We start from the raw sequence: 25,253 nt of genomic DNA on the forward strand, positions 1-25,253 counted from the left end.
TCGCCGGACGGTGAGGGCGTCGTATCATCCCAGATCTGCCATCAGCACTTTTGAACGGCGCTGATAGTTGTACATCTCTTTCTTCGTTTCCGGCAGGGAGTCGATATCCACCGGCGTGAACCCGCGCTCCTGGAACCAGTGAATGCTGCGCGTCGTCAGGACGAACAGCTTGCTCAGCCCCATCTGGCGCGCCTGTGCCGCCACGCGCTCAAGCAGCATTTCACCGCGTGAAGAGCTGCGGTAATCAGGATGCACCGCCACGCAGGCCATTTCACCGATCTTCTCTTCCGGGAACGGATAGAGCGCGGCGCAGGCGATGGTCAGGTTATCGCGCTGAATAATGGTGAATTTGTCGATCTCCATCTCCAGTTGCTCGCGTGAACGACGCACCAGAATACCCTGCTGTTCCAGCGGGCGGATCAGTTCCAGAATACCGCCGATATCGTTGATGGTGGCGCGGCGTATCTGCTCCGCGCTCTCCATGACAATCTGCGTACCAATACCGTCGCGGGAGAACAACTCCTGCAGCAGGGCGCCATCTTCCTGATAGCTGATCAGGTGGCTACGGCGCACGCCGCTGCGGCAGGCCTTCACGGCGCCACGCAGGAAGCGGACGGTGCCGGAGTAGTAATCGCCTTCAGCTTCCAGCGCCTCCACGCGGGCCTGGGCTTCATTCGGGAAGAGTTCCGGCACGATCGTTCCTTCATCGTTCACGACGCCCTGGGAGGAGCAGAACCCAATCATTTTTTCCGCCTTCAGCTTGATCGCCAGCTGCGTGGCGATCTCTTCTGAGGTGAGGTTAAAGCTTTCGCCGGTCACTGAAACGGCGACCGGGCCCATCAGGACGATGGCTCCGCTGTCCAGCTGGCGGTGTATGGCTTCTTCATCAATACGACGAATGCGGCCGCTGTGGCAGTAATCTACGCCATCGTCCACGCCGAGCGGCTGGGCAATGATGAAGTTGCCGCTCACGACGTTGATATGCGCGCCCTGCAGCGGCGTGTTGTTCAGGCTCATGGACAGGCGAGCGGTAATATCCAGCTGCAGCAGACCTGCCGCCTGCTTCACCAGCTCAAGGGTTTTGGCATCGGTGACGCGGGTATGTTTGTGGTAAATCGGCTCGTGCTGGTGAGCGGCCAGGTTGGCGTCGATCTGCGGGCGCGCGCCATAGACCACCACCAGGCGGATCCCCAGGCTGTGCAGCAGGCCAATGTCATTGACGATGCTGGAAAAATTTTCATGCTCAATGGCTTCGCCGCCAAGCATGATGACAAACGTTTTTCCCCGATGGGCGTTGATATAGGGAACAGAATGGCGGAATCCCTGGACCAGTTCGGTTCTACGTTCCTTCACCATGGCACAACCCTTAATGAATGTTTATTCGTAATTTCTGTATTTTTATTCGATTGTGGCCGCGTGTGCAAGCGCAAATTTTCCGCGACCCACAGAAAATGATAAGTAATCCGTGCGTTAGCGTATGATTGTTTACCCTTTTATAGATGACAGTTTATGAGTCATTCGTTAAAGTTTTCGGTCAATCTGGAGATTTTGTATATCAGTCAGTGTTCTTGCTCGGGAGAAGCATGTCGGGATCCAATTCAGCAATAAGCCGCCGCCGTTTGTTAAAAGGGGCCGGGGCAATGTGGTTGCTTAGCGTCAGTCAGGTCGGTCTTGCCGCCACCAGTCAGGTCGTGGCGGTGCGCGTCTGGCCATCGTCGACCTATACGCGCGTGACGGTCGAATCCAATCGCGTGCTGAAATATAAGCAATTTGCTCTCAGCAACCCGGAACGTGTGGTGGTGGATCTCGAAGGCGTTAACCTTAACTCCGTGCTGAAAGGGATGGCGGCGCAGATCCGCGGTGACGATCCGTTTATTAAATCGGCGCGCGTCGGGCAGTTCGATCCGCAAACCGTGCGCATGGTGTTTGAACTGAAGCAGAACGTGAAGCCGCAGCTGTTTGCCCTGGCGCCTGTCGCGACGTTCAAAGAGCGCCTGGTCATGGATCTCTACCCGGCCAATGCGACGGATATTCAGGATCCGCTTCTCGCTCTGCTGGAGGACTACAACAAGGGCGATCTGCAGCGTCAGGTTCCGCCGGCGCAAAGCGGTCCGCAGCCGGGGAAAGCAGGGCGCGATCGTCCGATTGTGATCATGCTCGATCCAGGCCATGGCGGCGAAGACTCCGGCGCGGTGGGGAAATACCGCACGCGCGAAAAAGACGTGGTCCTGCAAATTGCCCGTCGTCTGAAGGCGTTGATTGATAAAGAAGGCAATATGCGCGCCTATATGACGCGCAATGAAGACGTCTTTATTCCGCTGAAGGTCCGGGTGGCGAAAGCGCAGAAGCAGCGCGCAGATTTGTTCGTCTCGATCCATGCGGATGCGTTTACCAGCCGTCAGCCAAGCGGCTCGTCGGTGTTTGCGCTCTCAACCAAAGGCGCAACCAGTACCGCCGCGAGATACCTGGCGGACACCCAGAACGCCTCGGATCTGATCGGTGGCGTGAGCAAAAGCGGCGATCGCTACGTCGACCACACCATGTTCGATATGGTGCAGTCGCTGACCATTAACGACAGCCTGAAGTTTGGTAAAGCGGTGCTGGGCAAGCTGGGCAACATCAATAAGCTGCATAAGAACAGCGTTGAACAGGCCGGATTTGCGGTACTTAAGGCACCGGACATCCCGTCCATCCTGGTTGAAACCGCGTTTATCAGTAACGTGGAAGAGGAGCGTAAGCTCAAGACGGCAAAATTCCAGCAGGAGGTGGCGGAGTCGATTCTGGCAGGGATTCGTGCGTATTTCTCTGACGGGGCGACGCTGGCGCGGCGCGGGTAGATCTTTTGGCCGGGTTTACGCCCGGCAAATTCACAAACGACAGATACAAAAAAACACCCTTAAGGGTGTTTATTGTTTTAGAAGTGTTGGTTGCGGGGGCCGGATTTGAACCGACGACCTTCGGGTTATGAGCCCGACGAGCTACCAGGCTGCTCCACCCCGCGTCCGTCTTTCTACTCTTGTAGAAGCTTACTTCTTCAAATTTGATTGGTTGCGGGGGCCGGATTTGAACCGACGACCTTCGGGTTATGAGCCCGACGAGCTACCAGGCTGCTCCACCCCGCGTCCGTCTTTCTACTGTCGTAGAAGATACTTCATCAAATTTTAATTGGTTGCGGGGGCCGGATTTGAACCGACGACCTTCGGGTTATGAGCCCGACGAGCTACCAGGCTGCTCCACCCCGCGTCCGTGGATGCGCACTATACTCGGATAGGTTTGTGATGCAACCCCTTTTTCACATTTATCATGATTTTGTATGCAAATTGAACGACATGGCGCTATTTGGACTATTTTTTGCGCAAAATTTGCCAAAGGGCATGCGATCGCATTTCATTAGCCCTGGCGGTTTGTTATCTTCATCACGCGGAAATGGGCAACTTAAAGACGAGACAGAATGAAAGGACGTTGGGCGAAGTATCTGATGGCGGGCGCAATGGTAGCGATTCTTGCGGCCTGTTCTTCCAAACCGACCGATCGCGGTCAACAGTATAAAGACGGGAAGTTATCCCAGCCTTTCTCTTTAGTTAATCAGCCTGATGCTGTCGGCGCACCGATTAATGCCGGTGATTTCTCCGAGCAGGTCTACCAGATCCGCAACGCGTCACCGCGTTTATATAGCGCACAGAATAACGTTTATAGCGCGGTACAGGACTGGCTGCGGGCGGGCGGCGATACGCGCAACATGCGCCAGTTTGGTATCGACGCCTGGCAGATGGAAGGGGCCGATAACTACGGCAACGTTCAGTTTACCGGCTACTACACCCCGGTTATCCAGGCGCGACACACGCGTCAGGGCGAATTCCAGTACCCTATCTACCGTATGCCGCCAAAACGCGGTCGTCTGCCGTCGCGCGCCGAAATCTACGCCGGTGCGCTGAGTGAAAATTACGTTCTGGCCTACAGCAACTCCCTGATGGATAACTTCATCATGGACGTTCAGGGCAGCGGCTACATTGATTTTGGCGACGGTTCACCGCTTAACTTCTTCAGCTATTCCGGTAAAAACGGCCACGCCTATCGCAGTATTGGCAAGGTGCTGATCGACCGCGGCGAAGTGAAGAAAGAAGACATGTCGATGCAGGCGATCCGCGAGTGGGGCGAAAAGCACAGCGAGGCCGAGGTGCGTGAGCTGCTGGAGCAGAACCCGTCGTTCGTCTTCTTTAAACCGCAAAACTTCGCGCCGGTGAAAGGGGCGAGTGCGGTACCGCTGATTGGCCGTGCGTCGGTGGCATCGGATCGTTCGATTATTCCTGCGGGCACCACGCTGCTGGCAGAGGTCCCGCTGCTGGACAACAACGGCAAGTTCAACGGCCAGTATGAGCTGCGTCTGATGGTGGCGCTGGACGTCGGCGGCGCGATCAAAGGTCAGCACTTCGATATCTATCAGGGCATTGGCCCGGATGCAGGCCACCGTGCAGGCTGGTATAACCACTACGGACGCGTGTGGGTACTGAAGGCCGCACCGGGTGCCGGGAACGTATTCAGCGGCTGATTGTGGTATTCTGAGCGCAATACGGATTACTGTTCAGGGTGAGGAGAACCTCACCCTTTTTACATCTGAGGTGTTATGTCTGTGGTAATCAGCGATGCCTGGCGCCAGCGTTTTGGCGGCACGGCACGTCTCTATGGTGAAAAAGCCCTGCAGCTGTTTGCGGATGCGCATGTCTGCGTCGTGGGCATTGGTGGTGTGGGGTCGTGGGCCGCAGAAGCGCTGGCGAGAACCGGTATTGGCGCAATCACGCTGATTGATATGGATGACGTGTGCGTCACCAACACCAACCGTCAAATCCACGCCCTGCGTGATAATGTCGGCCTGGCAAAATCTGAGGTCATGGCGGAGCGCATCCGTTTGATCAACCCGGAGTGCCGCGTGACGGTGATCGACGACTTTGTGACGGCAGATAACGTCGCGGAGTACATGAGCAAAGGCTACAGCTATGTGATTGACGCCATCGACAGCGTGCGTCCAAAAGCCGCGCTGATCGCCTACTGTCGTCGTTACAAGGTCCCACTGGTGACGACCGGCGGCGCGGGCGGGCAAATCGATCCGACGCAGATCCAGGTGGCCGATCTGGCGAAAACCATTCAGGATCCTCTTGCCGCCAAGTTGCGTGAACGCCTGAAAAGCGACTTTAATGTTGTGAAAAACAGCAAAGGCAAGCTGGGCGTTGACTGCGTGTTCTCGACCGAAGCGCTGGTCTACCCGCAGGCGGATGGCTCCGTGTGTGCGATGAAAAGCACGGCGGAAGGGCCAAAAAGAATGGATTGTGCCTCAGGCTTTGGCGCGGCCACCATGGTGACCGCTTCCTTCGGCTTTGTGGCGGTGTCTCACGCCCTGAAGAAGATGATGGCGAAGGCGGAACGTCAGGCCTGAGCCTGACGGGCGGCGTCCAGTACCGCGTCGCTGAGCGCGATCAACCCCTGACCGCGCGAGGCGCTGAGCTGCGCGCGCAGCCCCAGCTCATCAAATAGCGCCAGCGGCGAATGCGCCAGCAGTTCCGCCGCGCTTTTCCCTTCCACTGCCGTCAACAATACGGCCAGCAGGCCCCGGACGATGCGGCCTTCACTGTCGCCGAAGAAGTGCAGTTTCTCGCCGGAAACGCTTACGCCCAGCCAGACGCGGTTTTCACAGCCAGCGATCTCTTTCGCCTGCGCCTTGAGATCGTCAGAGAGGGGCGGTAATTGCTTACCAAGAAGAATCAGCTGGCGATATTTATCTTCCCATTGTGAAAGCGGGGCAAAGATCTGTTTTAACGTCTCTTCAGTGATGACGGTGCCAAACGGATGTCCGGCTAAAGCAGCGTGAGTCATTAATCCACCAGTATTTCAAGCGCGCGGTCAACGGCAGCGACCAGCGCGTCAACATCGCTTTGTGTGTTATAGGGCGCGAACGAGGCACGCAGCGTACCGCTCACGCCGAGCGCCGCCAGCAGCGGCTGCGCGCAGTGCTGCCCGGCGCGCAGGGCGATGCCATACCCGGCCAGCAGCGTCACCATGTCGCTGTGATGCACACCCGTAAAATCAAAGGCGAGCAGGCTTGAGTCCTGAACGCGGAACGAGCGGAAACCCGTGCGCTTCTTCAGTTCTTCCTCTGCCAGCGTCGCCAGTCCCCGGCTCCAGCTTTCAGCCTGAACAACGTCTGTTTCTGCCAGCCACTCCAGCGCCGCGCTTAGGCCAATGACACCCGCCACGTTCGGCGTACCGGCTTCCAGGCGGTAAGGCACATCCTGCGTTTTGAAACCGTCAAAAGTCACTTCGGTGATCATCTTGCCGCCCCCGAGCCACGGCGTCATTTTTGCCAGCAGTTCCGGCTTGCCGTACAACGCCCCTATACCGGTTGGTCCGTAGAGCTTGTGCCCTGAGAAGGCATAGAAGTCGATATCCAGCGCCTGCACGTCGGCCGGGAAGTGCACCACGCCCTGCGCGCCGTCGACCATCACCACCATCCCGCTGGCATGGGCTATCCGAATAGCCTGAGCCAGGTCCGGGCAACCACCGGTAACGTTGGACATCTGTCCGAGCGCCAGAATGCGGCTGCGGGGGGTAATCAACTCGGGGAGACGGGCCACATCGGGCAGAAGGTCTGCGCCAAGCGGAAGCTTCACCACGCGTGCACCCGTTTGTTCGGCCACCATCAGCCACGGCACCAGGTTGGCGTGATGTTCCGCCTCGCTGACGACGATCTCATCGCCCGGTTGAAGTAGCGGGCGCGCGTAGCACTGGGCCACCATATTGATGGCCTCGGTGGTGCCGCGCGTCCAGACGATGCTCTTCCCGCTTTCGGCATTGATCAGGTGCGCAACCCGATCGCGCGCCGCTTCATAGCGCGCGGTTAATCGCTGCGCTTCGGCAAACTGGCTGCGATGCACGTTCCCGGCGCTCAGGCTGTAGAACTGCTGCGTGGCGTCAATGACCGCCTGTGGCTTGAGGGCGGTGGCGGCACTGTCCAGATAAATACCGGCATCGGCCAGCGCCGGAAACTGTGCGCGGAACTGCGCAGGACTGAAAGCGTTCATGGGATTCCTCATTTCAATATCACGATCGTCGCGCAATTTCAGCGGCAGGGCAAGGAGGTTGATATCTATCGGAATTGTCTGCTTATCCTGATGACCCCAAAAAAGCAGGTTATGCTAAATAGTGTTAGGCGGATGTTTTAGCCTGTTATAAATCGAGGTTTGAATAGCATTAATTGCTAAAGGAGAATAATCATGAATAAGACAGCTGCAATCATCTCTGCCTGTGCGTTTACTTTTGCCCTGAGCGCCTGTTCCGGTAACAACTACGTGATGCACACCAACGATGGTCGTTCCATCGTTTCGGAAGGGAAACCGACAACCGATAACGATACCGGGATGATTTCGTACAAAGATGCTAACGGGAACAAGCAGCAAATCAACCGCACGGACGTGAAAGAGATGAAAGAGATCGAGCATTAACAGATCGCAGGCGAAAAAAAAGCACCGCAAATTGGCGGTGCTACATTAATCACTATGGACAGACAGGGTAAATGTACAGGAAGTGAAAAATTGGTAGCGTTGCTACCGTGGTCTGAATCGCAGACCAATTGCAAACACAACAACACAACATCACAACCGTAAGCCAAAAGCCCTTCAGAACACGCATTCCGAAAAAAGCTCTTCGTTCCGGCTCAGGAAGTGCCGCCACTATAGGTATTTGCTGGTAGTTCCTCAACGGACAAATTATAATGGCTCAGATAAAAAAAACTAATAGGTTAAACGTTGTTTCCTATTTGTTAAATTCCGTTAACATCTAAGCCAGATAACCATGTCAAAGCGATTGCCCCCCCTCAACGCATTACGTGTTTTTGATGCAGCAGCACGTCACCTGAGCTTCACCCGTGCAGCCGATGAGCTTTTTGTGACACAGGCCGCAGTAAGTCACCAAATCAAGTCTCTGGAGGATTTTCTGGGCCTTAAGCTGTTTCGTCGACGCAACCGCTCGTTGCTGTTGACCGAAGAGGGGCAGAGCTATTTTCAGGATATTAAAGAGATTTTTTCGCAGCTCACTGAAGCCACGCGTAAGCTACAGGCCCGCAGTGCAAAAGGTGCCCTGACCGTCAGTTTATTGCCCAGTTTTGCCATTCAGTGGCTGGTGCCAAGACTCTCAAGCTTTAACTCAGCTTATCCGGGGATAGACGTTCGAATCCAGGCCGTGGATCGTCAGGAAGACAAGCTGGCCGATGACGTGGACGTCGCGATTTTTTATGGTCGCGGTAACTGGCCGGGCTTGCGTGTTGAGAAATTATACGCAGAATATCTCCTGCCGGTCTGTTCTCCCCTGCTGTTAACGGGTGACAAGGCGCTGAAGTCCCCCGCTGACCTGGCGCAGCATACGCTTTTACATGATGCCTCTCGACGCGACTGGCAAACTTATACCCGTCAATTAGGTCTTACTCATATAAACGTGCAGCAGGGACCCATCTTTAGCCACAGTGCGATGGTGTTACAGGCTGCCATTCACGGGCAGGGCGTGGCGTTGGCGAATAACGTCATGGCGCAGTCCGAAATTGAGGCAGGTCGCCTGGTCTGCCCTTTTAATGATGTACTGGTCAGCAAGAATGCGTTTTATCTGGTTTGTCATGACAGTCAGGCAGAACTGGGTAAAATAGCCGCCTTCCGGCAGTGGATACTGGCGAAAGCGGCAAGCGAGCAAGAAAAATTCCGCTTCAGGTATGAACAATAACGTTTGTGTGCCGGGCACGCATTAATTCAGGACTTAAACATGACCAGCCGATTCATGCTGATTTTTGCCGCGGTGAGTGGCTTTATTTTTGTTGCACTGGGCGCCTTCGGCGCACATGTCTTAAGCAAGTCGTTGGGCGCTGTAGAGATGGGCTGGATCCAGACCGGCCTTGAATATCAGGCGTTCCATACGCTGGCGATCTTTGGGCTGGCGGTGGCGATGCAGCGCCGTATCAGCATCTGGTTTTACTGGAGCAGCGTCTTCCTGGCGCTGGGCACGGTGCTTTTTAGCGGCAGCCTCTACTGTCTGGCACTTTCGCATTTACGCCTGTGGGCGTTTGTTACACCTGTCGGCGGCGTCAGCTTCCTGGCGGGTTGGGTATTAATGTTTATCGGAGCTATCCGTCTGAAACGCAAGGGCGTTGTTCATGAATAAGGTTGTTTTATATTGTCGCCCGGGGTTTGAGAAAGAGTGCGCCGCGGAAATTACCGATAAAGCGGCGAAGCGCGAAATCTTCGGCTTTGCTCGCGTAAAAGAAAACGCGGGTTACGTGGTTTTTGAATGCTATCAGCCTGAAGATGCGGATAAGCTGGCACGCGAGCTGCCGTTCAGCTCGCTGATCTTTGCGCGCCAGATGTTTGTCGCGGGTGAGTTGCTGAAGGATCTTCCCCCGGAAGACCGCATCACCCCCATTGTCGGCATGCTGCAGGGCGTGGTGGAGAAGGGCGGCGATCTGCGCGTTGAAGTGGCGGATACCAACGAAAGTAAAGAGTTGATGAAATTCTGCCGTAAGTTCACCGTTCCGCTGCGTGCGGCGCTGCGTGATGCGGGCGTGCTGACGAACTACGAAACGCCGAAGCGTCCGGTGGTGCATATCTTCTTTATCGCACCGGGCTGCTGCTATACGGGCTATTCGTACACCACCAACAACTCTCCTTTCTTTATGGGCATCCCGCGTCTGCGCTTCCCGGCCGATGCGCCAAGCCGTTCCACGCTCAAGCTGGAAGAGGCGTTCCACGTCTTTATCCCGGCGGATGAGTGGGATGAGCGTCTGGCAAACGGCATGTACGCCGTCGATCTCGGCGCGTGCCCGGGCGGCTGGACCTATCAGCTGGTGAAACGCAACATGTGGGTATCGTCCGTCGATAACGGCCCAATGGCGCAAAGCCTGATGGACACCGGGCAGGTCACCTGGTTGCGTGAAGACGGCTTCCGCTATCGCCCGAACCGTAACAACATCTCATGGATGGTGTGCGACATGGTTGAGAAACCGGCGAAAGTGGCTGCGCTGATGGCCTCCTGGCTGGTAAACGGCTGGTGTCGCGAGACCATTTTCAACCTCAAGCTGCCGATGAAAAAGCGCTATGAGGAAGTGTCGCAGAACCTGGCCTACATTCAGGAGCAGATGGACGAACACGGGATTAACGTGGAGATCCAGGCACGTCAGCTGTATCACGACCGCGAAGAGGTGACGGTGCATATTCGTCGCTGGTGGGCGGCCGTAGGCGGGCGTCGCGACGAGCGATAGTACGTGCTTTGTTTTGCCCGGTGGCGCTGCGCTTACCGGGCCTACAAAACCGTGTCGTCGCTTTAACGTTCTAACCTTAACTGCTGTAAATTCCCGTCCAGCTGTAAATCCGTCTGTAGCGTTGCGATTTCCCGGCAGATAAACGCCATCTCTTTATGCGCCTCCAGCTTCTTGCGCCATTTTTCTGGCACCTCGTCCAGACGGGCGTAAATGCCTTCCAGACTCTGAAAATCGGTCAGCAACTGCGCGGCGCTCTTCGGCCCAATCCCGGCCACTCCCGGTACTTTAGAACTGCTGATGCCAGCCAGGCCCCAGTAATCCGGCAGTTGCTCTGGCGATACGCCAAACTCGCTGGCGATGAACGGCGCGTCCAGCCAGCGTTTTTGAAAATAGTCGCGAATACGGATAGTGGGGGAGAGCAGCTGGCAGTAGCCTTTGTCTGTAGAAACGATAGTGGCCTGATGCCCGGCACTCGCCACCTTTACGGCCAGGGTGGCTGCGAGATCGTCGGCTTCATTTCCCTGGGCGCCCCAGCAGGGGACGCCCCGCAGTTCAAATGCGGCGCGCAGCATGGGCAATTCGGCGTGAAGATCGTCCGGCATCGGTGCGCGTCCTGCTTTGTAGTCGGGCAGACGCTGGTGCCGCCAGCCCGTATTGCGGGCTTCGTCATCAAATACCGCGACCGCATGGGTGGGTTCACTGTGGCGGATAAGCTGTTCCAGCGCGTGCAGGCAGGTGTCTTTACAAGGCGTCCCCTGTACCGCATGGATACGGCGAATCAGGTTAAGTGCATCGACGATAAGTAAATGAACGGCCACAGATAATCTCCCTTCTATCTAATGCATGAAGGGTAACACTGTCAGCAGCATGAAACTATGAATGGTGGGGAAAACAGGAAGAAGCCTCGCAAAACGAGGCTTCCTGAGAGGCTTAATCGCAGGTTACGATCTTCATCGCCAGGCCGCCGCGAGAGGTTTCGCGGTATTTGGCGTTCATATCTTTACCGGTTTCGTACATGGTCTCGATAACCTTATCGAGACAGACGCGCGGTTCGCTGGTGCGGCGCAGCGCCATACGCGCCGCGTTCACCGCCTTCACGGAGGCAATCGCGTTACGCTCGATACACGGAACCTGTACCTGGCCGGCAACCGGGTCACAGGTCAGCCCCAGGTTGTGTTCCATGCCGATTTCCGCAGCAATGCACACCTGCGCCGGGCTTGCGCCCAAGAGCTCCGCCAGACCGGCTGCCGCCATGGAGCACGCCACGCCGACTTCACCCTGACAGCCTACTTCCGCACCGGAAATGGAGGCGTTCATCTTATACAGAGAACCAATCGCACTGGCCACCAGCAGGTAGCGCGCCAGCGAGTTCGCATTCACTTCACGGATAAACTTGTCGTAGTACGCCAGTACCGCCGGAACGATGCCGCAGGCACCGTTGGTCGGCGCGGTGACCACACGGCCCCCTGCGGCGTTTTCTTCGTTTACCGCCAGGGCGAACATGTTGATCCAGTCCACCACGGCCATCGGGTCCGTTGTCGTTTTGTCGGTGCTCACCAGCATACGGCGCAGCGCTGCCGCACGACGCGGTACGCGAAGCTTGCCCGGCAGAACGCCTTCGGTGGTGATCCCGCGCTCAATACCGCCGCGCATCACGTCCCAGACGTTAGCGAAGTGCTGTTCCAGCTCCTCTTTGCTGTGCAGCGCCAGCTCGTTTTTCATCATCAGACCGGAGAGGGAAAGGCCCGTCTCCTGGCAGTGGCGCTGGAGGTCTGCCGCCGTTTTGTACGGATACGGCACCTCGACAGAGGAAGTACTGGTTTGACCAAAGTGGTCTTCGTCGACGATAAAACCGCCGCCGATAGAGTAATAAGTCTGGCTGTATACCGCTTTGTCGCCGGCCAGCGCGGTGATGCGCATACCGTTTTCGTGCAGCGACAGGTTGTCCGCATGGAAATTCATGCAATGGTCAACCGGGAATTCAACCTCATGCTCGCCGTTCGCCAGCAGCAGGCGCCCGTGGGTGTTCACGTCCTGGATAAAGCCAGGGATCGCATCAATATCAACGGTGTCCGGCAGGTTTCCCGCCAGGCCCATGATAATGGCGATATCGGTGTGGTGGCCTTTCCCGGTCAGGGAAAGCGAGCCGTATACATCGACAACCACGCGGGTGATGTCGTGCAAGATGCCGCGTGCAATCAAGTCATCCGTGAACTGCTTACCGGCTTTCATCGGTCCGACGGTGTGAGAGCTGGAAGGACCAATACCGATTTTGAAAATATCGAATACGCTAATCATGATGCGTCCATTGCTTTCAGTCAGAGAGGAGGGAGTGCGCCGTCCGGGGACGGCGCGGGTGAGAATCAGAACATGGTGTACAGGGAGTAGAAGATCGCAGAGATAGCGATAAGCCCCATGATAACCACAAAGACGTTGCTGACATGACCGCTGTACTTACGCATAGCCGGGACTTTCTGAATCGCGTACATCGGCATCAGGAACAGAATCATCGCGATGACCGGGCCGCCCAGGGTTTCAATCATGCCCAGGATGCTTGGGTTCAGCGTCGCTACCGCCCAGGTGGTGAGCAGCATGAACAGTGCAGTGATTTTGTTCAGCTTGTTGATTTCAATGCTCTTGCCTTTACCGCGCAGAGATTTAATCACCATACCGTTGAAGCCTTCACGTGCGCCCAGGTAGTGGCCCAGGAAGGATTTGGTGATGGCGATCATCGCGATGATCGGTGCCATCCACGCAATCAGCGGTGCGTTAAAGTGGTTCGCCAGGTAAGACAGAATAGAGATGTTCTGCTCTTTCGCTGCCGCCAGGTCCGCCGGGGAGAGGCTCAGTACGCAGCTGAAGACGAAGAACATAACGGTCAGCACCATCATGATGTGAGCGCGTGCCAGAATGCTGGAGCACTTCTTCTCTGCACCATTGCCGTACTCTTCACGTTTCGCCACGGCGAAAGAGGAGATGATAGGAGAGTGGTTGAAGGAGAAGACCATTACCGGGATCGCCAGCCACAGGGTCATCAGCAGGCCGTTACCGGTCGCAGACGCGCTGCTCAGGGACAGGGTTTCCAGCGCTGCACCGTTCCACTGTGGGATCAGGTAGCAGGCCAGCAGCATCAGTGCGGCCACAAACGGGAACACCAGTACGCTCATCGCTTTCACAATCATCTGCTCGCCGAAGCGCACGATGGTCATCATGCCGACAATCAGGATCAGAGACAGGATGGCACGCGGTGGTGGCGTCATGTGCAGCTGGTGCAGCATGAAGCTTTCAACGGTGTTGGTGATCGCCACGCTGTAAACCAGCAGGATAGGGTAAATCGCGAAGAAGTAGAGCAGGGTAATCAGTTTACCTGCGCCCACGCCGAAATGCTCTTCAACCACTTCAGTGATGTCTTCACCCGGGTTTTTACCGGACAGCACGAAGCGGGTCAGACCGCGGTGTGCAAAGAAGGTCATCGGGAAAGCAATGATAGCCATAATGATCAGCGGGATCAGACCGCCGACGCCTGCGTTGATAGGAAGGAACAGTACACCAGCGCCGATTGCCGTGCCGTAAAGGCCAAGCATCCACATGGTATCCGTTTTGCGCCAACCACTTCGGGATTCAATCGAAGCAACGGTGCTGGTTTGAGTGGTTTCCATCTGTATCTCCTGGAGGAAGCGAATTGTCAGGTTTTTAGTCAAATCCGATGAAAAAGTGCCTGACGGTAATATGAAATTCGTTCAGTGACGGTTTTTTAATAATTTTTGCCCGTAACTATTGGCGGGCGGAAAGATACATTCTAGTTATGAATCTATCAGTGATCGTGATCCCAAATGCAATAATCCACTTATGATGTGGGCATCTTTAGACCATTAATCTGTTAAAAAAACATCAAAGAGAATTTACGGGCGCGAAGGCTACCACCAACGACATGTGCGCTGAAAGACCGTCCCGTGATATAGGTGTCTTTCGCTGTAAAGAAATGGGTTTTTAGTATTTTCTGGCAGGTAATTTGGATTAAGGCTGATAATTTACGGTTGCAAATTGCAGGTAATCGTTTGCGTATGTGGCAACTTTGTAAAAGATATAAGTGATGCCTATGAATTACATCAGGAATAAAAAAAGCCGGGACGCGCAACAGGGCGCCCCGGCTTTGATGAGATATCGCTAAGCGTCAGGTGCAGATTTCGTAGCAAGGAATATAGGCAGAGCCCGGCAGCTTCATGCGGTGCTGGGCGACAAAGCCCTGAAGCATGTCATCCATACGGCGCATCATCTCCGGATCGCCGTGGATCTTGTACGGACCGTACTGCTCAATGGCGCGGATACCGACCTCTTTGACGTTGCCCGCCACAATCCCGGAGAAGGCGCGACGCAGATCGGCGGCCAGGACTTCCACCGGCTGATCCGGGTAAAGTTTCAGGTTCGCCATATTCTCGTGTGAAGGCTCGAACGGGATCTGCAGATCCGGTGCAATGCGGATTGACCAGTTAAAGCTGTAGGCATCCCCGGTATCGCGACGGTTCTCTTTCACCAGCGGCATCGCTTTTTTCATCTGACGCGCCACTTCCGCAGCATCGTCGATGATGATGCGATAGTGACGACGCGCGGCTTCACCCAGCGTGTGCACGATAAACTCGTCCAGCACGCGGAAGTAGTCGGCGCTCTCTTTTGGCCCGGTCAGGATCAGCGGCAGAACCTGATCTTTGTTGGCCGGGTTCATCAGAATACCCAGCAGATAGAGCAGCTCTTCCGCTGTCCCCACGCCGCCCGGGAAGATGATGATGCCGTGGGCGATACGGACAAACGCTTCAAGACGTTTCTCGATATCCGGCATGATAATCAGTTCGTTAACCAGCGGGTTAGGTGGCTCTGCGGCGATGATGGACGGCTCGGTCATGCCGATAAACCGTCCCTCTTTGTAGCGCTGCTGCGCGTGACCCACTGCGGCACCTTTCATTGGCGCTTCCATCGCACCCGGACCACAGCCGGTACAGATATTCAGCTCGCGCAGGCCAAGCTGGGTGCCCACCCGACGCGCATAAAGGTATTCGGTTTCGTTAATGGAGTGACCGCCCCAGCAGACGACCATGTTCGGCGCTTCACCCACGTGCAGGGCACGGGCGTTGCGCAAAATGGAGAACACCAGGTTGGTGATATGGACCGAGCTTTCCAGATCGAGATGCTGGAAACGGCCTGCGTTGTGGATCTGCCCGTTAACAAACAGGATGTCACGCAGCACGGCAAACAGGTTAGCCTGAAGTGAACGGATGATGCGTCCGTCGACAAACGCCTCTTCCGGCGGGTTGATGACTTCAAGCTTCACGCCGCGCTCGCGGCGCAGCACGTTGATATCAAAGCTTTCGAAGCGGGACAGCAGTTCTTTACTGTTATCTGTCAGGCTTCCGGAGTTCAGAACGGCAAGTGAACAGTTACGAAACAGTTGATAAAGATCGCTGCTGGCCGTGCGTTTAAGCATGTCCACTTCCAGCTGCGACAACATATCCATTGAGCCAAGCGGGCTAATATGTGTAATCAAGTGAGCTCCTTACGGGACGATTATCGTCTTTCCCTGTTGATTACAATAGCCCTGGCGCGTGACGTTTCACAACCCAAAGCGCGGAAGATACCGCGCATATTGTGAAAATATTTATATTACTGACGCACCAGCCGGCCCGTCGCCGGCACAAAATCGGTATTGGTGCGCCACGGGTTAATGTCCAGACCGCCGCGGCGGGTGTAGCGCGCGTAAACGCTCAATTTTTCTGGCTGGCAGAAGCGCTGAATATCGCTAAAGATGCGCTCCACGCACTGCTCGTGGAATTCATTGTGATGGCGGAACGACACCAGGTAGCGCAGCAGCTTCTCCCGGTCAATTTTCGGGCCGCGGTACTGGATCTGCACCGAGCCCCAGTCCGGCTGATGCGTGATCAGACAGTTGGATTTCAGCAGATGGCTGACCAGCGTCTCTTCGACCACCTTGCCGCTCGCCGCGTTTTCGAGGTAGTCCGCGCTGAATTCATAATTCTCCACCTCGATATCCTGATCGTCGATGCAGGTTCCGTTGAGGTGGGCGACCGGCTGGCCTTCCAGCTCGTGCAGGCGATACAGTGAGACGCTCACCTTTCCCTGCGCGCAGGCGCTTAAATCACGTTCCAGGGTGTGCTGAACATCATCCCAGGAGCTGAATTTTGTCTGGTTAAAACTGTTGAGATAGAGCTTAAAGCTTTTCGACTCGACGAGATTCACGCTGGCGTAGTCCAGCTCAACGTGGCCCACCGCCACCTGCGGCAGGCCGCGCGCGTTGAGCCACGAGAGTTCGTACAGCGTCCAGATATCGCCCCCCACGAACGGCAGGGCGTCCGCGTGCAGTCCCAGAGGATCGCGGTTCAGGCTACGCGGCACGCCCTGCAGCAGGCTTGCATCGTAGGTATCGCGGTAATCGGTCGATTTACCCAGCGTTAAGCCGGTTAACGCCTGATGATTTTCGTAAGACATGTTTCATAGCCACTTTACAGGTACACTTATGGCCTGAGTTTATCCTGTCTGACAAGAAGAGAGAAATCGGTGGACATCGAAACTGCAAATGCCCTCACTACCTTTACGACCCGCTACTGCGATGCATGGCATGAAAAGCAGGGCACGTGGCCGCAAAGTGCTGATTTATATGGCGTCCCTTCGCCGTGCATTATCTCTTCGCTTGATGATTACGTGATCTGGCAGCCGAAGCCGAATACCGGCGAGCAGAATGTAAATGCGGTTGAACGGGCAATGGACATTGTGGTACAACCGGCGGTTCATGCGTTTTATGCCACGCAGTTTGCAGGGGATATGCCCGCGCGCTTTGCGGACATGACGCTGACGCTGTTGCAGACCTGGAGCGAAGACGATCTGCAGCGTGTTCAGGAAAACCTGATCGGTCATCTGGTCACGCAAAAACGCCTTAGGCTTTCTCCGACGCTCTTTATCGCCACGCTGGACAGCGAGCTGGACGTTATCTCCGTCTGTAACCTGTCAGGTGAAGTGATCAAAGAGACTATCGGTACCCGCAATCGCGAGACTCTCGCCCCCTCTCTTGCGGATTTCCTCACCCGACTTGAGCCCCTTCTGTAATCCATGCTGCTACAGCGCGTGTGAGAGATCTCTTACAAGGTTTGTGAGAGATCGCTGGAACATTCAGTATTACCTCATTAAATTCAGATTAATATCACTCTATTTTTCAATGGATTAGTTGTTCATCCTATTATTTTTAGGGAGTCCCGGCGTCTTACAACGCTGGCTGAGTGGGTTGTAAGACGAAGCGGAATAGCGGATTCTATCTCCGTCGACAGGAAGCCGACACGAGAAACGAACATCAGGATGATGGCGTTTCTCACACAGGACTCGTCAGGATGGCGCTGCAGGAAGGCTTCAGGATGAAGCAAAGTGGATAACGCAGGATGCGTAAGGGACACCTCCAGGAAGGAGAACGAGAGCCGGTCAGGATGGTCGGTGGGTCAGGAAGGCCAGGACGTTTCAGGATGAAACAAACACGTCAGGAAGATGTGTGCAGGATGCGAAAGGTAGACGGATGACCAGGCCTTCGGGCTTCAGGAAAAGTTGTCACGGATGAGCAGGGAGCACGAATTGTAGCTGGAATGCTGCGGAACGAACCGGGAGCACTGTTTTTACAGTGCTCCCTTTTTTTATTTCTGCCTTTCGCAATGCTATGCTGCGCGCCGTTCACTTTTTCAGTTGAGGTTACTATGACGCAACACGATAGCGTTCGTGCTCAGTTGCACGCCATCGAAGCCCTTTTGCGCCAACATCAGCTGTGGCAGGAGACCGCGCCGCAGCCAGAAGCGTTCGCCAGCACCCAGCCCTTCTGCCTGGATACGCTGGCGCCTTTCGAGTGGCTGCAGTGGGTGTTAATTCCGCGCATGCACGCCCTGCTTGAGGGGGGGCACCCCTTGCCGCAGGCGTTTGCTGTCTCTCCCTATTATGAAATGGCGCTCGAAGCGACGCACCCTGCGCGCGACGTCATGCTGGTCGAACTGGAAAAACTGGATGCCCTGTTTGCCGGTGAAGATGCATGACGCTTGAGATCCTCTATCAGGACGAGTGGCTGGTGGCGGTGAATAAACCGTCAGGCTGGCTGGTGCACCGCAGCTGGCTGGATCGCGACGAGAAAGTGGTGGTGATGCAGACCGTTCGCGACCAGATTGGTCAGCATGTGTTTACCGCCCATCGCCTCGACAGGCCGACCTCCGGCGTGCTGCTGATGGGGCTTTCCAGCGAAGCTGGCCGTCTGCTGGCGCAGCAGTTCGAACAGCACCAGATCCAGAAGCGCTATCACGCGGTCGTGCGTGGCTGGCTGACCGAGTCCGCCACCCTGGACTACCCGCTGGTGGAGGAACTGGACAAAATCGCCGATAAATTTGCCCGGGATGACAAAGACCCGCAGCCGGCCGTGACGGATTATCGCGGCATGGCGACGACGGAAATGCCGGTGGCCACCAGCAAATTTCCGACCACACGCTACAGCCTGGTTGAGCTTCTGCCCAAAACCGGGCGTAAGCACCAGCTGCGACGCCATCTTGCGCATCTGCGCCACCCGATTATTGGCGACAGCAAACACGGTGATTTGCGCCAGAACCGCAGCGCGGCCGAGCATTTTGGCTGCCATCGTCTGATGTTACACGCAAGCGAGCTCAGCCTGACGCACCCGTTTACCGGCGAGCCGCTGACTATCCGCGCGGGGCTGGACGACGTCTGGATGCAGGCGCTGTCACAGTTTGGCTGGCTCGGACAACTCCCCGAAAATGAAAGGGTTGAGTTTGTATCGGGCAACGTTCAGGATGAAGAGTAAGCGCATTCAATATGGGAAAATAGCATGGCTGAAGTAGGCATTTTTGTCGGCACAATGTACGGCAACTCGCTGCTGGTCGCGGAAGAGGCGGAGGCGATTCTGGCAAGCCAGGGTCATAAAGCCACGGTCTATGAAGATCCGGAGCTGGCGGACTGGGAAAAGTATAAAGATAAATACATTCTGGTGGTGACCTCCACCACCGGGCAGGGCGATCTGCCGGACAGCATCGTGCCGCTGTTCCAGGGCATTAAAGACCAGCTTGGCTATCAGCCAGATGTTCACTACGGCATCATCGCCCTCGGCGATAGCTCTTACGCTAACTTCTGCGGCGGCGGCAAGCAGTTCGATGCGCTCCTGCAGGAGCAGAGCGCCCAGCGCGTGGGCGAGATGCTGCTGATTGATGCGGGTGAGCACCCGGAGCCAGAAAGCGAATCAAACCCGTGGGTGGAGAACTGGGCCTCACTTCTCAAATAACACGCTGCCCGGCGGCGCTTCGCTTGCGCGGGCCTACGGGTTTTCCAGGCCGGGTCAGGCGTAGCCGCCACCCGGCATTACCCCCGCCCCAAACGCCATTTCCGTGAACCACCTTCCACTCCTCTGGGCTTATGCCCTAAACAACCTCCCTCACACCCTTTAATACTGTGTTTTTGCACGGTGAGGTGAAGAGGCACTCCTTCATATACTTTCCCGGTCACGATAAAACGGCTTCAGGCCGTACCAAAACGACAAAATCTATCTCATTCTGCTTACCCTACCGGTGCTGTACAGAATGAATCAGGCGAAAGCTATGTTTCAGGAGTGCAACAATGAGTTCATTAAGCCACGCAGCGAGCAGCGCTGAAAAGCGCACTAATGCCCGCTACTGGATAGTGGTGATGCTGTTTATCGTCACGTCCTTTAACTATGGTGACCGCGCCACGCTGTCGATTGCCGGCTCGGAAATGGCAAAAGATATCGGCCTCGATCCCGTGGGCATGGGTTACGTTTTCTCCGCCTTCTCGTGGGCCTACGTCATCGGGCAAATTCCTGGCGGCTGGCTGCTGGACCGCTTTGGCTCTAAACGGGTCTATTTCTGGTCCATCTTCATCTGGTCTGCCTTTACCCTGCTGCAGGGCTTCGTCGATATCTTCAGCGGCTTCGGCATTATCGTGGCGCTCTTCACGCTGCGCTTCCTGGTGGGGTTAGCGGAAGCGCCTTCTTTCCCGGGCAACAGCCGCATTGTGGCGGCCTGGTTCCCGGCGCAGGAGAGGGGAACGGCGGTGGCGATTTTTAACTCCGCACAGTACTTCGCGACGGTGATCTTTGCGCCCATTATGGGCTGGCTGACCCATGAGGTGGGCTGGTCGCACGTGTTCTTCTTTATGGGCGGACTCGGGATCGTCATCAGCTTTATCTGGCTGAAAGTGATCCACGAACCCAACCAGCATCCTGGCGTAAACAAAAAAGAGCTGGAGTACATCGCAGAAGGCGGCGCGCTGATCAACATGGATCAGAAATCCTCGACGGCGAAAGTCCCGTTCAGCCAGAAATGGGCGCAGATCAGGCAGCTCGTCGGTTCGCGCATGATGATCGGGATCTATCTGGGCCAGTACTGTATCAACGCCTTGACCTACTTTTTCATCACCTGGTTCCCGGTTTACCTGGTGCAGGCACGCGGCATGTCGATTCTTAAAGCGGGGTTTGTCGCCTCGGTTCCGGCCATCTGCGGCTTCGTGGGAGGCGTGCTCGGCGGGGTCATTTCCGACTGGCTGATGCGCCGCACCGGTTCCCTGAACATCGCGCGTAAAACGCCTATCGTGCTCGGTATGCTGCTCTCCATGACCATGGTGTTCTGTAACTACGTCAATGCCGAGTGGATGATTATCGGCTTTATGGCGATGGCCTTCTTCGGCAAAGGTATTGGCGCGCTGGGCTGGGCGGTGATGGCGGATACGGCCCCGAAAGAGATCAGCGGTCTGAGCGGCGGTCTGTTCAACATGTTCGGCAATATCTCCGGGATTGTTACACCCATCGCTATCGGCTACATCGTCGGCACCACCGGATCGTTCAACGGTGCGCTAATCTACGTGGGTGTGCATGCGCTGGTGGCGGTGCTGAGTTACCTGGTGCTGGTGGGGGATATCAAACGCGTCGAACTTAAACCTGTTGCGGAGCGTGGCTGATGACAACGCAATCGAGCCCAACCATCACTGAGATGAAGGTCATCCCGGTGGCCGGGCAGGACAGCATGCTGCTCAATATTGGCGGTGCGCATAACGCCTGGTTTACCCGTAATATCGTCGTGCTGAAAGACAGCGCAGGAAATACCGGCGTGGGCGAGGCGCCAGGCGGAGAGGTGATTTACCAGACGCTGGTCGATGCCATTCCGCAGGTCGTGGGGCAGGAGATTGCCCGCCTGAACAAGGTGGTTCAGCGGGTGCATAAGGGCAATCAGTCGGCTGACTTTGAGACGTTCGGTAAAGGTGCCTGGACGTTTGAACTGCGCGTCAACGCGGTCGCTGCCCTGGAAGCGGCTCTGCTTGATTTACTGGGGAAGGCGCTCAATGTCCCGGTCTGCGAACTGCTGGGGCCCGGCAAACAGCGCGATGCAGTCACCGTGCTGGGCTATCTGTTCTACGTTGGCGATCGCAATAAAACCGACCTCCCCTATCTGGCCCGAACCGCGGGCGACCACGACTGGTATCAGTTGCGCCACCAGGAAGCGCTCTCCAGCGACGCGGTGGTGCGGCTGGCCGAGGCGGCGCAGGATCGCTACGGCTTTAAGGATTTCAAGCTGAAGGGCGGCGTGCTGCCCGGCGAGCAGGAGATTGAAACGGCCCGGGCGCTGAAACGGCGCTTCCCGGATGCACGGATCACCGTCGATCCCAACGGCGCATGGCTGCTGGATGAAGCCATTAGCCTGTGCAAAGGGCTGGGGGATGTTCTGACCTATGCGGAAGACCCCTGCGGCGCGGAGCAGGGCTTCTCGGGCCGCGAAGTGATGGCCGAGTTCCGTCGTGCCACCGGGCTGCCGGTGGCGACCAATATGGTCGCCACGAACTGGCGCGAAATGGGGCACGCGGTGATGCTGAACGCCGTCGACATACCGCTGGCGGACCCGCACTTCTGGACGCTCTCCGGCGCAGTGCGCGTGGCCCAGCTGTGCGATGACTGGGGGCTCACCTGGGGCTGTCACTCGAACAATCACTTTGATATTTCGCTGGCGATGTTTACCCACGTTGGCGCCGCAGCGCCGGGTAACCCGACCGCCATCGACACCCACTGGATTTGGCAGGAAGGGGAAGCCCGCCTGACGAAAAATCCGCTGGAAATCACAGAGGGCAAAATTGCCGTACCGGATGCGCCGGGCCTGGGCGTGGAGCTGGACTGGGATCGGATCCAGAAAGCCCATGAGGCGTATAAAAAATTGCCGGGCGGCGCGCGTAACGACGCGGGCCCGATGCAGTACCTTATTTCCGGCTGGACATTTGACCGTAAGCGCCCTGTTTTCGGACGTCACTGATAAAAGGATTGAATGATGAGTACTTTTTCTACCCCTGTCGTCACCGCCATGCAGATCGTTCCGGTTGCGGGCCATGACAGCATGTTGATGAACCTGAGCGGCGCGCACGCGCCGTTCTTTACCCGCAACATTGTCATTATCAAAGACAATGCTGGCCATACCGGCGTGGGCGAAATTCCGGGCGGGGAGAAGATCCGCAAAACCCTGGAAGAGGCCATTCCGCTGGTAGTGGGCAAAACGCTGGGGACGTATAAAAATGTCCTCAACACCGTGCGCAATACCTTTGCCGATCGCGATGCCGGGGGCCGGGGCCTGCAGACCTTCGATCTGCGCACCACTATCCACGTGGTGACCGGAATTGAAGCCGCGATGCTGGATCTGCTGGGCCAGCATCTGGGCGTTAACGTTGCGTCGCTGCTGGGCGAGGGGCAGCAGCGCAGCGAAGTGGAAATGCTGGGCTATCTGTTCTTTGTCGGCGACCGCAAGCTGACGCCACTGCCGTACCAGAGCCAGCCCGAAGAACAATGCGACTGGTACCGGCTTCGCCACGACGAGGCAATGACCCCGGATGCTGTGGTGCGCCTGGCGGAAGCCGCTTACGAGAAATATGGCTTCAACGATTTTAAACTGAAGGGCGGCGTGCTGGCCGGGGAAGAAGAGGCGGAAGCCATCACCGCGCTGGCAAAACGCTTCCCGCAGGCGCGCGTGACGCTGGATCCGAACGGTGCCTGGTCGCTTGATGAAGCGATCGCGATCGGCAAGCAGCTGAAAGGCGTGCTGGCGTATGCGGAAGATCCATGCGGTGCTGAACAAGGCTTCTCTGGCCGTGAAGTGATGGCGGAATTCCGTCGCGCTACAGGGCTGCCAACCGCGACCAATATGATTGCTACCGACTGGCGTCAGATGGGGCATACCTTATCCCTCCAGTCAGTCGACATTCCGCTGGCTGACCCGCACTTCTGGACGATGCAGGGCTCGGTGCGCGTGGCGCAGATGTGCCATGAGTTTGGCCTGACCTGGGGTTCGCACTCCAACAACCACTTCGATATCTCTCTGGCGATGTTCACGCACGTCGCCGCCGCCGCGCCGGGCACCATCACCGCTATCGACACCCACTGGATCTGGCAGGAAGGTAATCAGCGTCTGACTAAGCAGCCGTTTGAGATCAAAGGCGGCATGGTGCAGGTGCCTTCCACGCCGGGGTTGGGGGTTGAGCTGGATATGGATCAGGTCATGAAGGCCCATGAGTTGTATCAGAAACGCGGTCTGGGCGCGCGCGACGATGCGATGGCGATGCAGTATTTGATCCCCGACTGGACATTCGACAATAAACGTCCGTGCATGGTACGATAAACGCATTGGGACCGCTCCCACGAGCGGTCTTTTACGTGGTGTATGCTTAACGTAACGACTATGCGTAAGGATGGCTTATGAAAATTGTTATCGCACCGGACTCGTATAAGGAAAGTTTGAGTGCGCTTGAGGTTGCGACAGCGATAGAACGTGGTTTTCGCGAGATCTTTCCCGAGGCGGTTTATGTGAAACTGCCGGTCGCGGACGGTGGCGAAGGGACGGTTGAGGCGATGATCGCAGCAACGCAGGGAAGCATTGTGCATGTTCCGGTGACCGGCCCGCTGGGCGAGCGCGTGGAGGGGTTCTATGGCTTGTCCGGAGATAAGCAGAGCGCCTTTATTGAAATGGCGGCGGCAAGCGGCCTGGAGTTGGTTGCGCCTTCGCAGCGTAATCCGCTAAAAACCACCTCCTGGGGCACGGGCGAACTGATTCGTCACGCGCTGGATGCGGGCGTTAAGCATATCATTATTGGCATTGGCGGCAGCGCCACCAATGACGGCGGCGCAGGCATGGTGCAGGCGCTGGGGGCGAAGCTGCTGGACGACAATGAACAGCCCCTTGGGCTGGGCGGGGGCGAGCTGGGAAAACTCGCGCGTATCGACCTGAGCGGGCTGGACAGACGTCTGGCGGAGTGCCGGATTGAGGTGGCCTGCGATGTCACCAATCCGCTTACCGGGAAGGACGGCGCGTCAGCGGTATTCGGCCCGCAGAAGGGGGCCACACCCGAGATGATCGTCACCCTGGACAACGCGCTTGCGCACTATGCGAGCGTGATTGCCCGGGACCTGGATATTGATGTGCTAAACCTTGCTGGCGGCGGCGCAGCGGGGGGCATGGGCGCGGCGCTCTACGCCTTTTGCGGCGCGCAGCTGCGCCAGGGCATTGAGATCGTGACCGATGCGCTACACCTGGCCGACCAGGTGGCCGATGCGGATTTGGTGATCACCGGTGAAGGCCGCATTGACAGCCAGACGATCCACGGCAAAGTCCCGGTGGGGGTGGCGAAGGTGGCGAAACGCTTTAACAAACCCGTTATCGGCATTGCAGGAAGCCTGACGGCGGACGTTGGCGTGGTACACGATCACGGGATTGATGCGGTGTTTAGCGTGATCTACACCATCTGCTCGCTGGAAGACGCGCTGGAAAATGCCGGCGAGAACGTCAGGATGGCCGCAAGAAATATCGCGGCGGTGCTGAAAGTGGGGCAGGCATTTTAGCTGTGATTGCCGGGTGGCGGCTTCGCCTTACCCGGCCTACGTTAG

Annotated in this window: 23 protein-coding genes and 3 tRNA genes; 15 read left to right on the top strand and 11 right to left on the bottom strand. The window is 56.7% G+C overall.

All coding sequences use genetic code 11. The features are described 5' to 3' along the window. Positions 1 to 24: 24 nt before the first annotated feature. Positions 25 to 1,356, bottom strand: a complete 1,332-nt coding sequence (argA, locus tag BFG58_RS14570; RefSeq protein ID WP_069720011.1) for an amino-acid N-acetyltransferase — start codon at positions 1,354 to 1,356, stop codon at positions 25 to 27. 227 nt (positions 1,357 to 1,583) lie between these two features. Between argA and amiC the strand changes: the two genes are divergently transcribed. Continuing rightward, entirely contained in the window at positions 1,584 to 2,837 is a 1,254-nt protein-coding gene (amiC, locus tag BFG58_RS14575) for an N-acetylmuramoyl-L-alanine amidase AmiC (protein WP_021242006.1), read from the top strand. Between the two features lie 87 nt (positions 2,838 to 2,924). Here the strand turns inward: amiC and BFG58_RS14580 are convergent. From BFG58_RS14580 to BFG58_RS14590, 3 genes are all read right to left on the bottom strand, one after another. Next, a tRNA-Met gene (locus BFG58_RS14580) sits at positions 2,925 to 3,001 on the bottom strand. Between the two features lie 44 nt (positions 3,002 to 3,045). Beyond that, positions 3,046 to 3,122 (bottom strand) — tRNA-Met (locus BFG58_RS14585). A gap of 44 nt (positions 3,123 to 3,166) precedes the next feature. Continuing rightward, positions 3,167 to 3,243 (bottom strand) — tRNA-Met (locus BFG58_RS14590). A gap of 208 nt (positions 3,244 to 3,451) precedes the next feature. Between BFG58_RS14590 and mltA the strand changes: the two genes are divergently transcribed. Together mltA and tcdA are read left to right on the top strand one after the other, a co-directional pair. Beyond that, entirely contained in the window at positions 3,452 to 4,549 is a 1,098-nt protein-coding gene (gene mltA / locus BFG58_RS14595; RefSeq protein ID WP_021241890.1) for a murein transglycosylase A, read from the top strand. 75 nt (positions 4,550 to 4,624) lie between these two features. Continuing rightward, positions 4,625 to 5,431 carry a tRNA cyclic N6-threonylcarbamoyladenosine(37) synthase TcdA gene (gene tcdA, locus BFG58_RS14600; protein WP_006811804.1) on the top strand — a complete coding sequence of 269 codons (807 nt, stop codon included), beginning with the start codon at positions 4,625 to 4,627 and terminating at the stop codon, positions 5,429 to 5,431. Here the strand turns inward: tcdA and csdE are convergent. Together csdE and csdA are read right to left on the bottom strand one after the other, a co-directional pair. Further along, positions 5,422 to 5,868 carry a cysteine desulfurase sulfur acceptor subunit CsdE gene (gene csdE / locus BFG58_RS14605; protein ID WP_069720012.1) on the bottom strand — a complete coding sequence of 149 codons (447 nt, stop codon included), beginning with the start codon at positions 5,866 to 5,868 and terminating at the stop codon, positions 5,422 to 5,424. The genes tcdA and csdE overlap by 10 nt on opposite strands. Continuing rightward, positions 5,868 to 7,073, bottom strand: a complete 1,206-nt coding sequence (gene csdA, locus BFG58_RS14610; RefSeq protein ID WP_069720013.1) for a cysteine desulfurase CsdA — start codon at positions 7,071 to 7,073, stop codon at positions 5,868 to 5,870. The genes csdE and csdA overlap by 1 nt, the downstream gene beginning before the upstream one ends. Before the next feature lie 192 nt (positions 7,074 to 7,265). Here csdA and BFG58_RS14615 point away from each other — a divergent pair, with 192 nt between their 5' ends. From BFG58_RS14615 to rlmM, 4 genes are all read left to right on the top strand, one after another. Beyond that, positions 7,266 to 7,493, top strand: coding sequence for a YgdI/YgdR family lipoprotein (locus BFG58_RS14615; protein WP_008499648.1), 228 nt, complete (start codon positions 7,266 to 7,268; stop codon positions 7,491 to 7,493). Between the two features lie 349 nt (positions 7,494 to 7,842). Next, positions 7,843 to 8,760 (top strand): glycine cleavage system transcriptional regulator GcvA, encoded by a 918-nt coding sequence (gcvA, locus tag BFG58_RS14620; protein WP_008499647.1) that lies wholly within the window; start codon positions 7,843 to 7,845, stop codon positions 8,758 to 8,760. A gap of 39 nt (positions 8,761 to 8,799) precedes the next feature. Further along, positions 8,800 to 9,195, top strand: coding sequence for a DUF423 domain-containing protein (locus BFG58_RS14625; RefSeq protein ID WP_008499646.1), 396 nt, complete (start codon positions 8,800 to 8,802; stop codon positions 9,193 to 9,195). Beyond that, on the top strand, positions 9,188 to 10,288 hold the full coding sequence (rlmM, locus tag BFG58_RS14630) for a 23S rRNA (cytidine(2498)-2'-O)-methyltransferase RlmM (RefSeq protein WP_048029185.1): 1,101 nt from the start codon (positions 9,188 to 9,190) through the stop codon (positions 10,286 to 10,288). The genes BFG58_RS14625 and rlmM overlap by 8 nt, the downstream gene beginning before the upstream one ends. 62 nt (positions 10,289 to 10,350) lie before the next feature. On the opposite strand, the gene xni is transcribed toward rlmM, so the two are convergent. The 5 genes from xni to queF form a co-directional block, all read right to left on the bottom strand. Beyond that, on the bottom strand, positions 10,351 to 11,106 hold the full coding sequence (gene xni, locus BFG58_RS14635) for a flap endonuclease Xni (protein WP_069720014.1): 756 nt from the start codon (positions 11,104 to 11,106) through the stop codon (positions 10,351 to 10,353). 112 nt (positions 11,107 to 11,218) lie between these two features. After that, on the bottom strand, positions 11,219 to 12,586 hold the full coding sequence (sdaB, locus tag BFG58_RS14640) for an L-serine ammonia-lyase II (protein WP_008499643.1): 1,368 nt from the start codon (positions 12,584 to 12,586) through the stop codon (positions 11,219 to 11,221). Between the two features lie 65 nt (positions 12,587 to 12,651). Continuing rightward, positions 12,652 to 13,947 carry an HAAAP family serine/threonine permease gene (locus tag BFG58_RS14645; RefSeq protein WP_008499642.1) on the bottom strand — a complete coding sequence of 432 codons (1,296 nt, stop codon included), beginning with the start codon at positions 13,945 to 13,947 and terminating at the stop codon, positions 12,652 to 12,654. 515 nt (positions 13,948 to 14,462) lie between these two features. After that, positions 14,463 to 15,827, bottom strand: a complete 1,365-nt coding sequence (gene ppnN, locus BFG58_RS14650) for a nucleotide 5'-monophosphate nucleosidase PpnN (protein ID WP_008499641.1) — start codon at positions 15,825 to 15,827, stop codon at positions 14,463 to 14,465. Positions 15,828 to 15,943: 116 nt separating this feature from the next. Continuing rightward, positions 15,944 to 16,786, bottom strand: coding sequence for an NADPH-dependent 7-cyano-7-deazaguanine reductase QueF (gene queF / locus BFG58_RS14655; RefSeq protein WP_069720015.1), 843 nt, complete (start codon positions 16,784 to 16,786; stop codon positions 15,944 to 15,946). 69 nt (positions 16,787 to 16,855) lie between these two features. Here queF and syd point away from each other — a divergent pair, with 69 nt between their 5' ends. From syd to BFG58_RS14695, 8 genes are all read left to right on the top strand, one after another. Further along, the gene (gene syd, locus BFG58_RS14660) at positions 16,856 to 17,401 is read left to right on the top strand and encodes a SecY-interacting protein (protein WP_069720016.1); all 546 of its coding nucleotides are present in this window, start codon (positions 16,856 to 16,858) and stop codon (positions 17,399 to 17,401) included. 632 nt (positions 17,402 to 18,033) lie between these two features. Beyond that, positions 18,034 to 18,363 carry a YqcC family protein gene (locus tag BFG58_RS14665; RefSeq protein WP_023309024.1) on the top strand — a complete coding sequence of 110 codons (330 nt, stop codon included), beginning with the start codon at positions 18,034 to 18,036 and terminating at the stop codon, positions 18,361 to 18,363. After that, positions 18,360 to 19,136, top strand: a complete 777-nt coding sequence (gene truC / locus BFG58_RS14670) for a tRNA pseudouridine(65) synthase TruC (protein WP_069720017.1) — start codon at positions 18,360 to 18,362, stop codon at positions 19,134 to 19,136. Before BFG58_RS14665 ends, truC begins: the two co-directional genes overlap by 4 nt. Before the next feature lie 24 nt (positions 19,137 to 19,160). Continuing rightward, complete coding sequence (locus tag BFG58_RS14675; protein ID WP_023294459.1) at positions 19,161 to 19,610, top strand: flavodoxin; 450 nt, start codon at positions 19,161 to 19,163, stop codon at positions 19,608 to 19,610. Between the two features lie 332 nt (positions 19,611 to 19,942). Further along, positions 19,943 to 21,298 (top strand): galactarate/glucarate/glycerate transporter GudP, encoded by a 1,356-nt coding sequence (gene gudP, locus BFG58_RS14680; RefSeq protein WP_032675441.1) that lies wholly within the window; start codon positions 19,943 to 19,945, stop codon positions 21,296 to 21,298. Beyond that, on the top strand, positions 21,298 to 22,638 hold the full coding sequence (locus tag BFG58_RS14685; protein ID WP_069720018.1) for an enolase C-terminal domain-like protein: 1,341 nt from the start codon (positions 21,298 to 21,300) through the stop codon (positions 22,636 to 22,638). The genes gudP and BFG58_RS14685 overlap by 1 nt, the downstream gene beginning before the upstream one ends. Positions 22,639 to 22,650: 12 nt before the next feature. Then, positions 22,651 to 23,991 (top strand): glucarate dehydratase, encoded by a 1,341-nt coding sequence (gene gudD, locus BFG58_RS14690; RefSeq protein WP_069720019.1) that lies wholly within the window; start codon positions 22,651 to 22,653, stop codon positions 23,989 to 23,991. A 77-nt stretch (positions 23,992 to 24,068) separates the two neighbouring features. Continuing rightward, complete coding sequence (locus BFG58_RS14695) at positions 24,069 to 25,208, top strand: glycerate kinase (RefSeq protein WP_069720020.1); 1,140 nt, start codon at positions 24,069 to 24,071, stop codon at positions 25,206 to 25,208. The last annotated feature ends 45 nt before the right edge of the window (positions 25,209 to 25,253 follow it).

Source organism: Enterobacter sp. ku-bf2, assembly GCF_001742765.1.
Classification (GTDB): Bacteria; Pseudomonadota; Gammaproteobacteria; order Enterobacterales; family Enterobacteriaceae; genus Enterobacter; species Enterobacter quasiroggenkampii.

Excerpts from the sequence above, each read along its gene's own strand:
- BFG58_RS14615 (WP_008499648.1), top strand. The coding sequence starts at position 7,266 with ATGAATAAGACAGCTGCAATCATCTCTGCCTGTGCGTTTACTTTTGCC.
- csdA (WP_069720013.1), bottom strand. The coding sequence starts at position 7,073 with ATGAACGCTTTCAGTCCTGCGCAGTTCCGCGCACAGTTTCCGGCGCTG.
- sdaB (WP_008499643.1), bottom strand. The coding sequence starts at position 12,586 with ATGATTAGCGTATTCGATATTTTCAAAATCGGTATTGGTCCTTCCAGC.
- queF (WP_069720015.1), bottom strand. The coding sequence starts at position 16,786 with ATGTCTTACGAAAATCATCAGGCGTTAACCGGCTTAACGCTGGGTAAA.
- BFG58_RS14695 (WP_069720020.1), top strand. The coding sequence starts at position 24,069 with ATGAAAATTGTTATCGCACCGGACTCGTATAAGGAAAGTTTGAGTGCG.
- gudD (WP_069720019.1), top strand. The coding sequence starts at position 22,651 with ATGATGAGTACTTTTTCTACCCCTGTCGTCACCGCCATGCAGATCGTT.
- BFG58_RS14675 (WP_023294459.1), top strand. The coding sequence starts at position 19,161 with ATGGCTGAAGTAGGCATTTTTGTCGGCACAATGTACGGCAACTCGCTG.
- mltA (WP_021241890.1), top strand. The coding sequence starts at position 3,452 with ATGAAAGGACGTTGGGCGAAGTATCTGATGGCGGGCGCAATGGTAGCG.
- gcvA (WP_008499647.1), top strand. The coding sequence starts at position 7,843 with ATGTCAAAGCGATTGCCCCCCCTCAACGCATTACGTGTTTTTGATGCA.
- BFG58_RS14665 (WP_023309024.1), top strand. The coding sequence starts at position 18,034 with ATGACGCAACACGATAGCGTTCGTGCTCAGTTGCACGCCATCGAAGCC.
- BFG58_RS14685 (WP_069720018.1), top strand. The coding sequence starts at position 21,298 with ATGACAACGCAATCGAGCCCAACCATCACTGAGATGAAGGTCATCCCG.
- BFG58_RS14625 (WP_008499646.1), top strand. The coding sequence starts at position 8,800 with ATGACCAGCCGATTCATGCTGATTTTTGCCGCGGTGAGTGGCTTTATT.
- rlmM (WP_048029185.1), top strand. The coding sequence starts at position 9,188 with ATGAATAAGGTTGTTTTATATTGTCGCCCGGGGTTTGAGAAAGAGTGC.
- truC (WP_069720017.1), top strand. The coding sequence starts at position 18,360 with ATGACGCTTGAGATCCTCTATCAGGACGAGTGGCTGGTGGCGGTGAAT.
- argA (WP_069720011.1), bottom strand. The coding sequence starts at position 1,356 with ATGGTGAAGGAACGTAGAACCGAACTGGTCCAGGGATTCCGCCATTCT.
- gudP (WP_032675441.1), top strand. The coding sequence starts at position 19,943 with ATGAGTTCATTAAGCCACGCAGCGAGCAGCGCTGAAAAGCGCACTAAT.
- amiC (WP_021242006.1), top strand. The coding sequence starts at position 1,584 with ATGTCGGGATCCAATTCAGCAATAAGCCGCCGCCGTTTGTTAAAAGGG.
- csdE (WP_069720012.1), bottom strand. The coding sequence starts at position 5,868 with ATGACTCACGCTGCTTTAGCCGGACATCCGTTTGGCACCGTCATCACT.
- BFG58_RS14645 (WP_008499642.1), bottom strand. The coding sequence starts at position 13,947 with ATGGAAACCACTCAAACCAGCACCGTTGCTTCGATTGAATCCCGAAGT.
- tcdA (WP_006811804.1), top strand. The coding sequence starts at position 4,625 with ATGTCTGTGGTAATCAGCGATGCCTGGCGCCAGCGTTTTGGCGGCACG.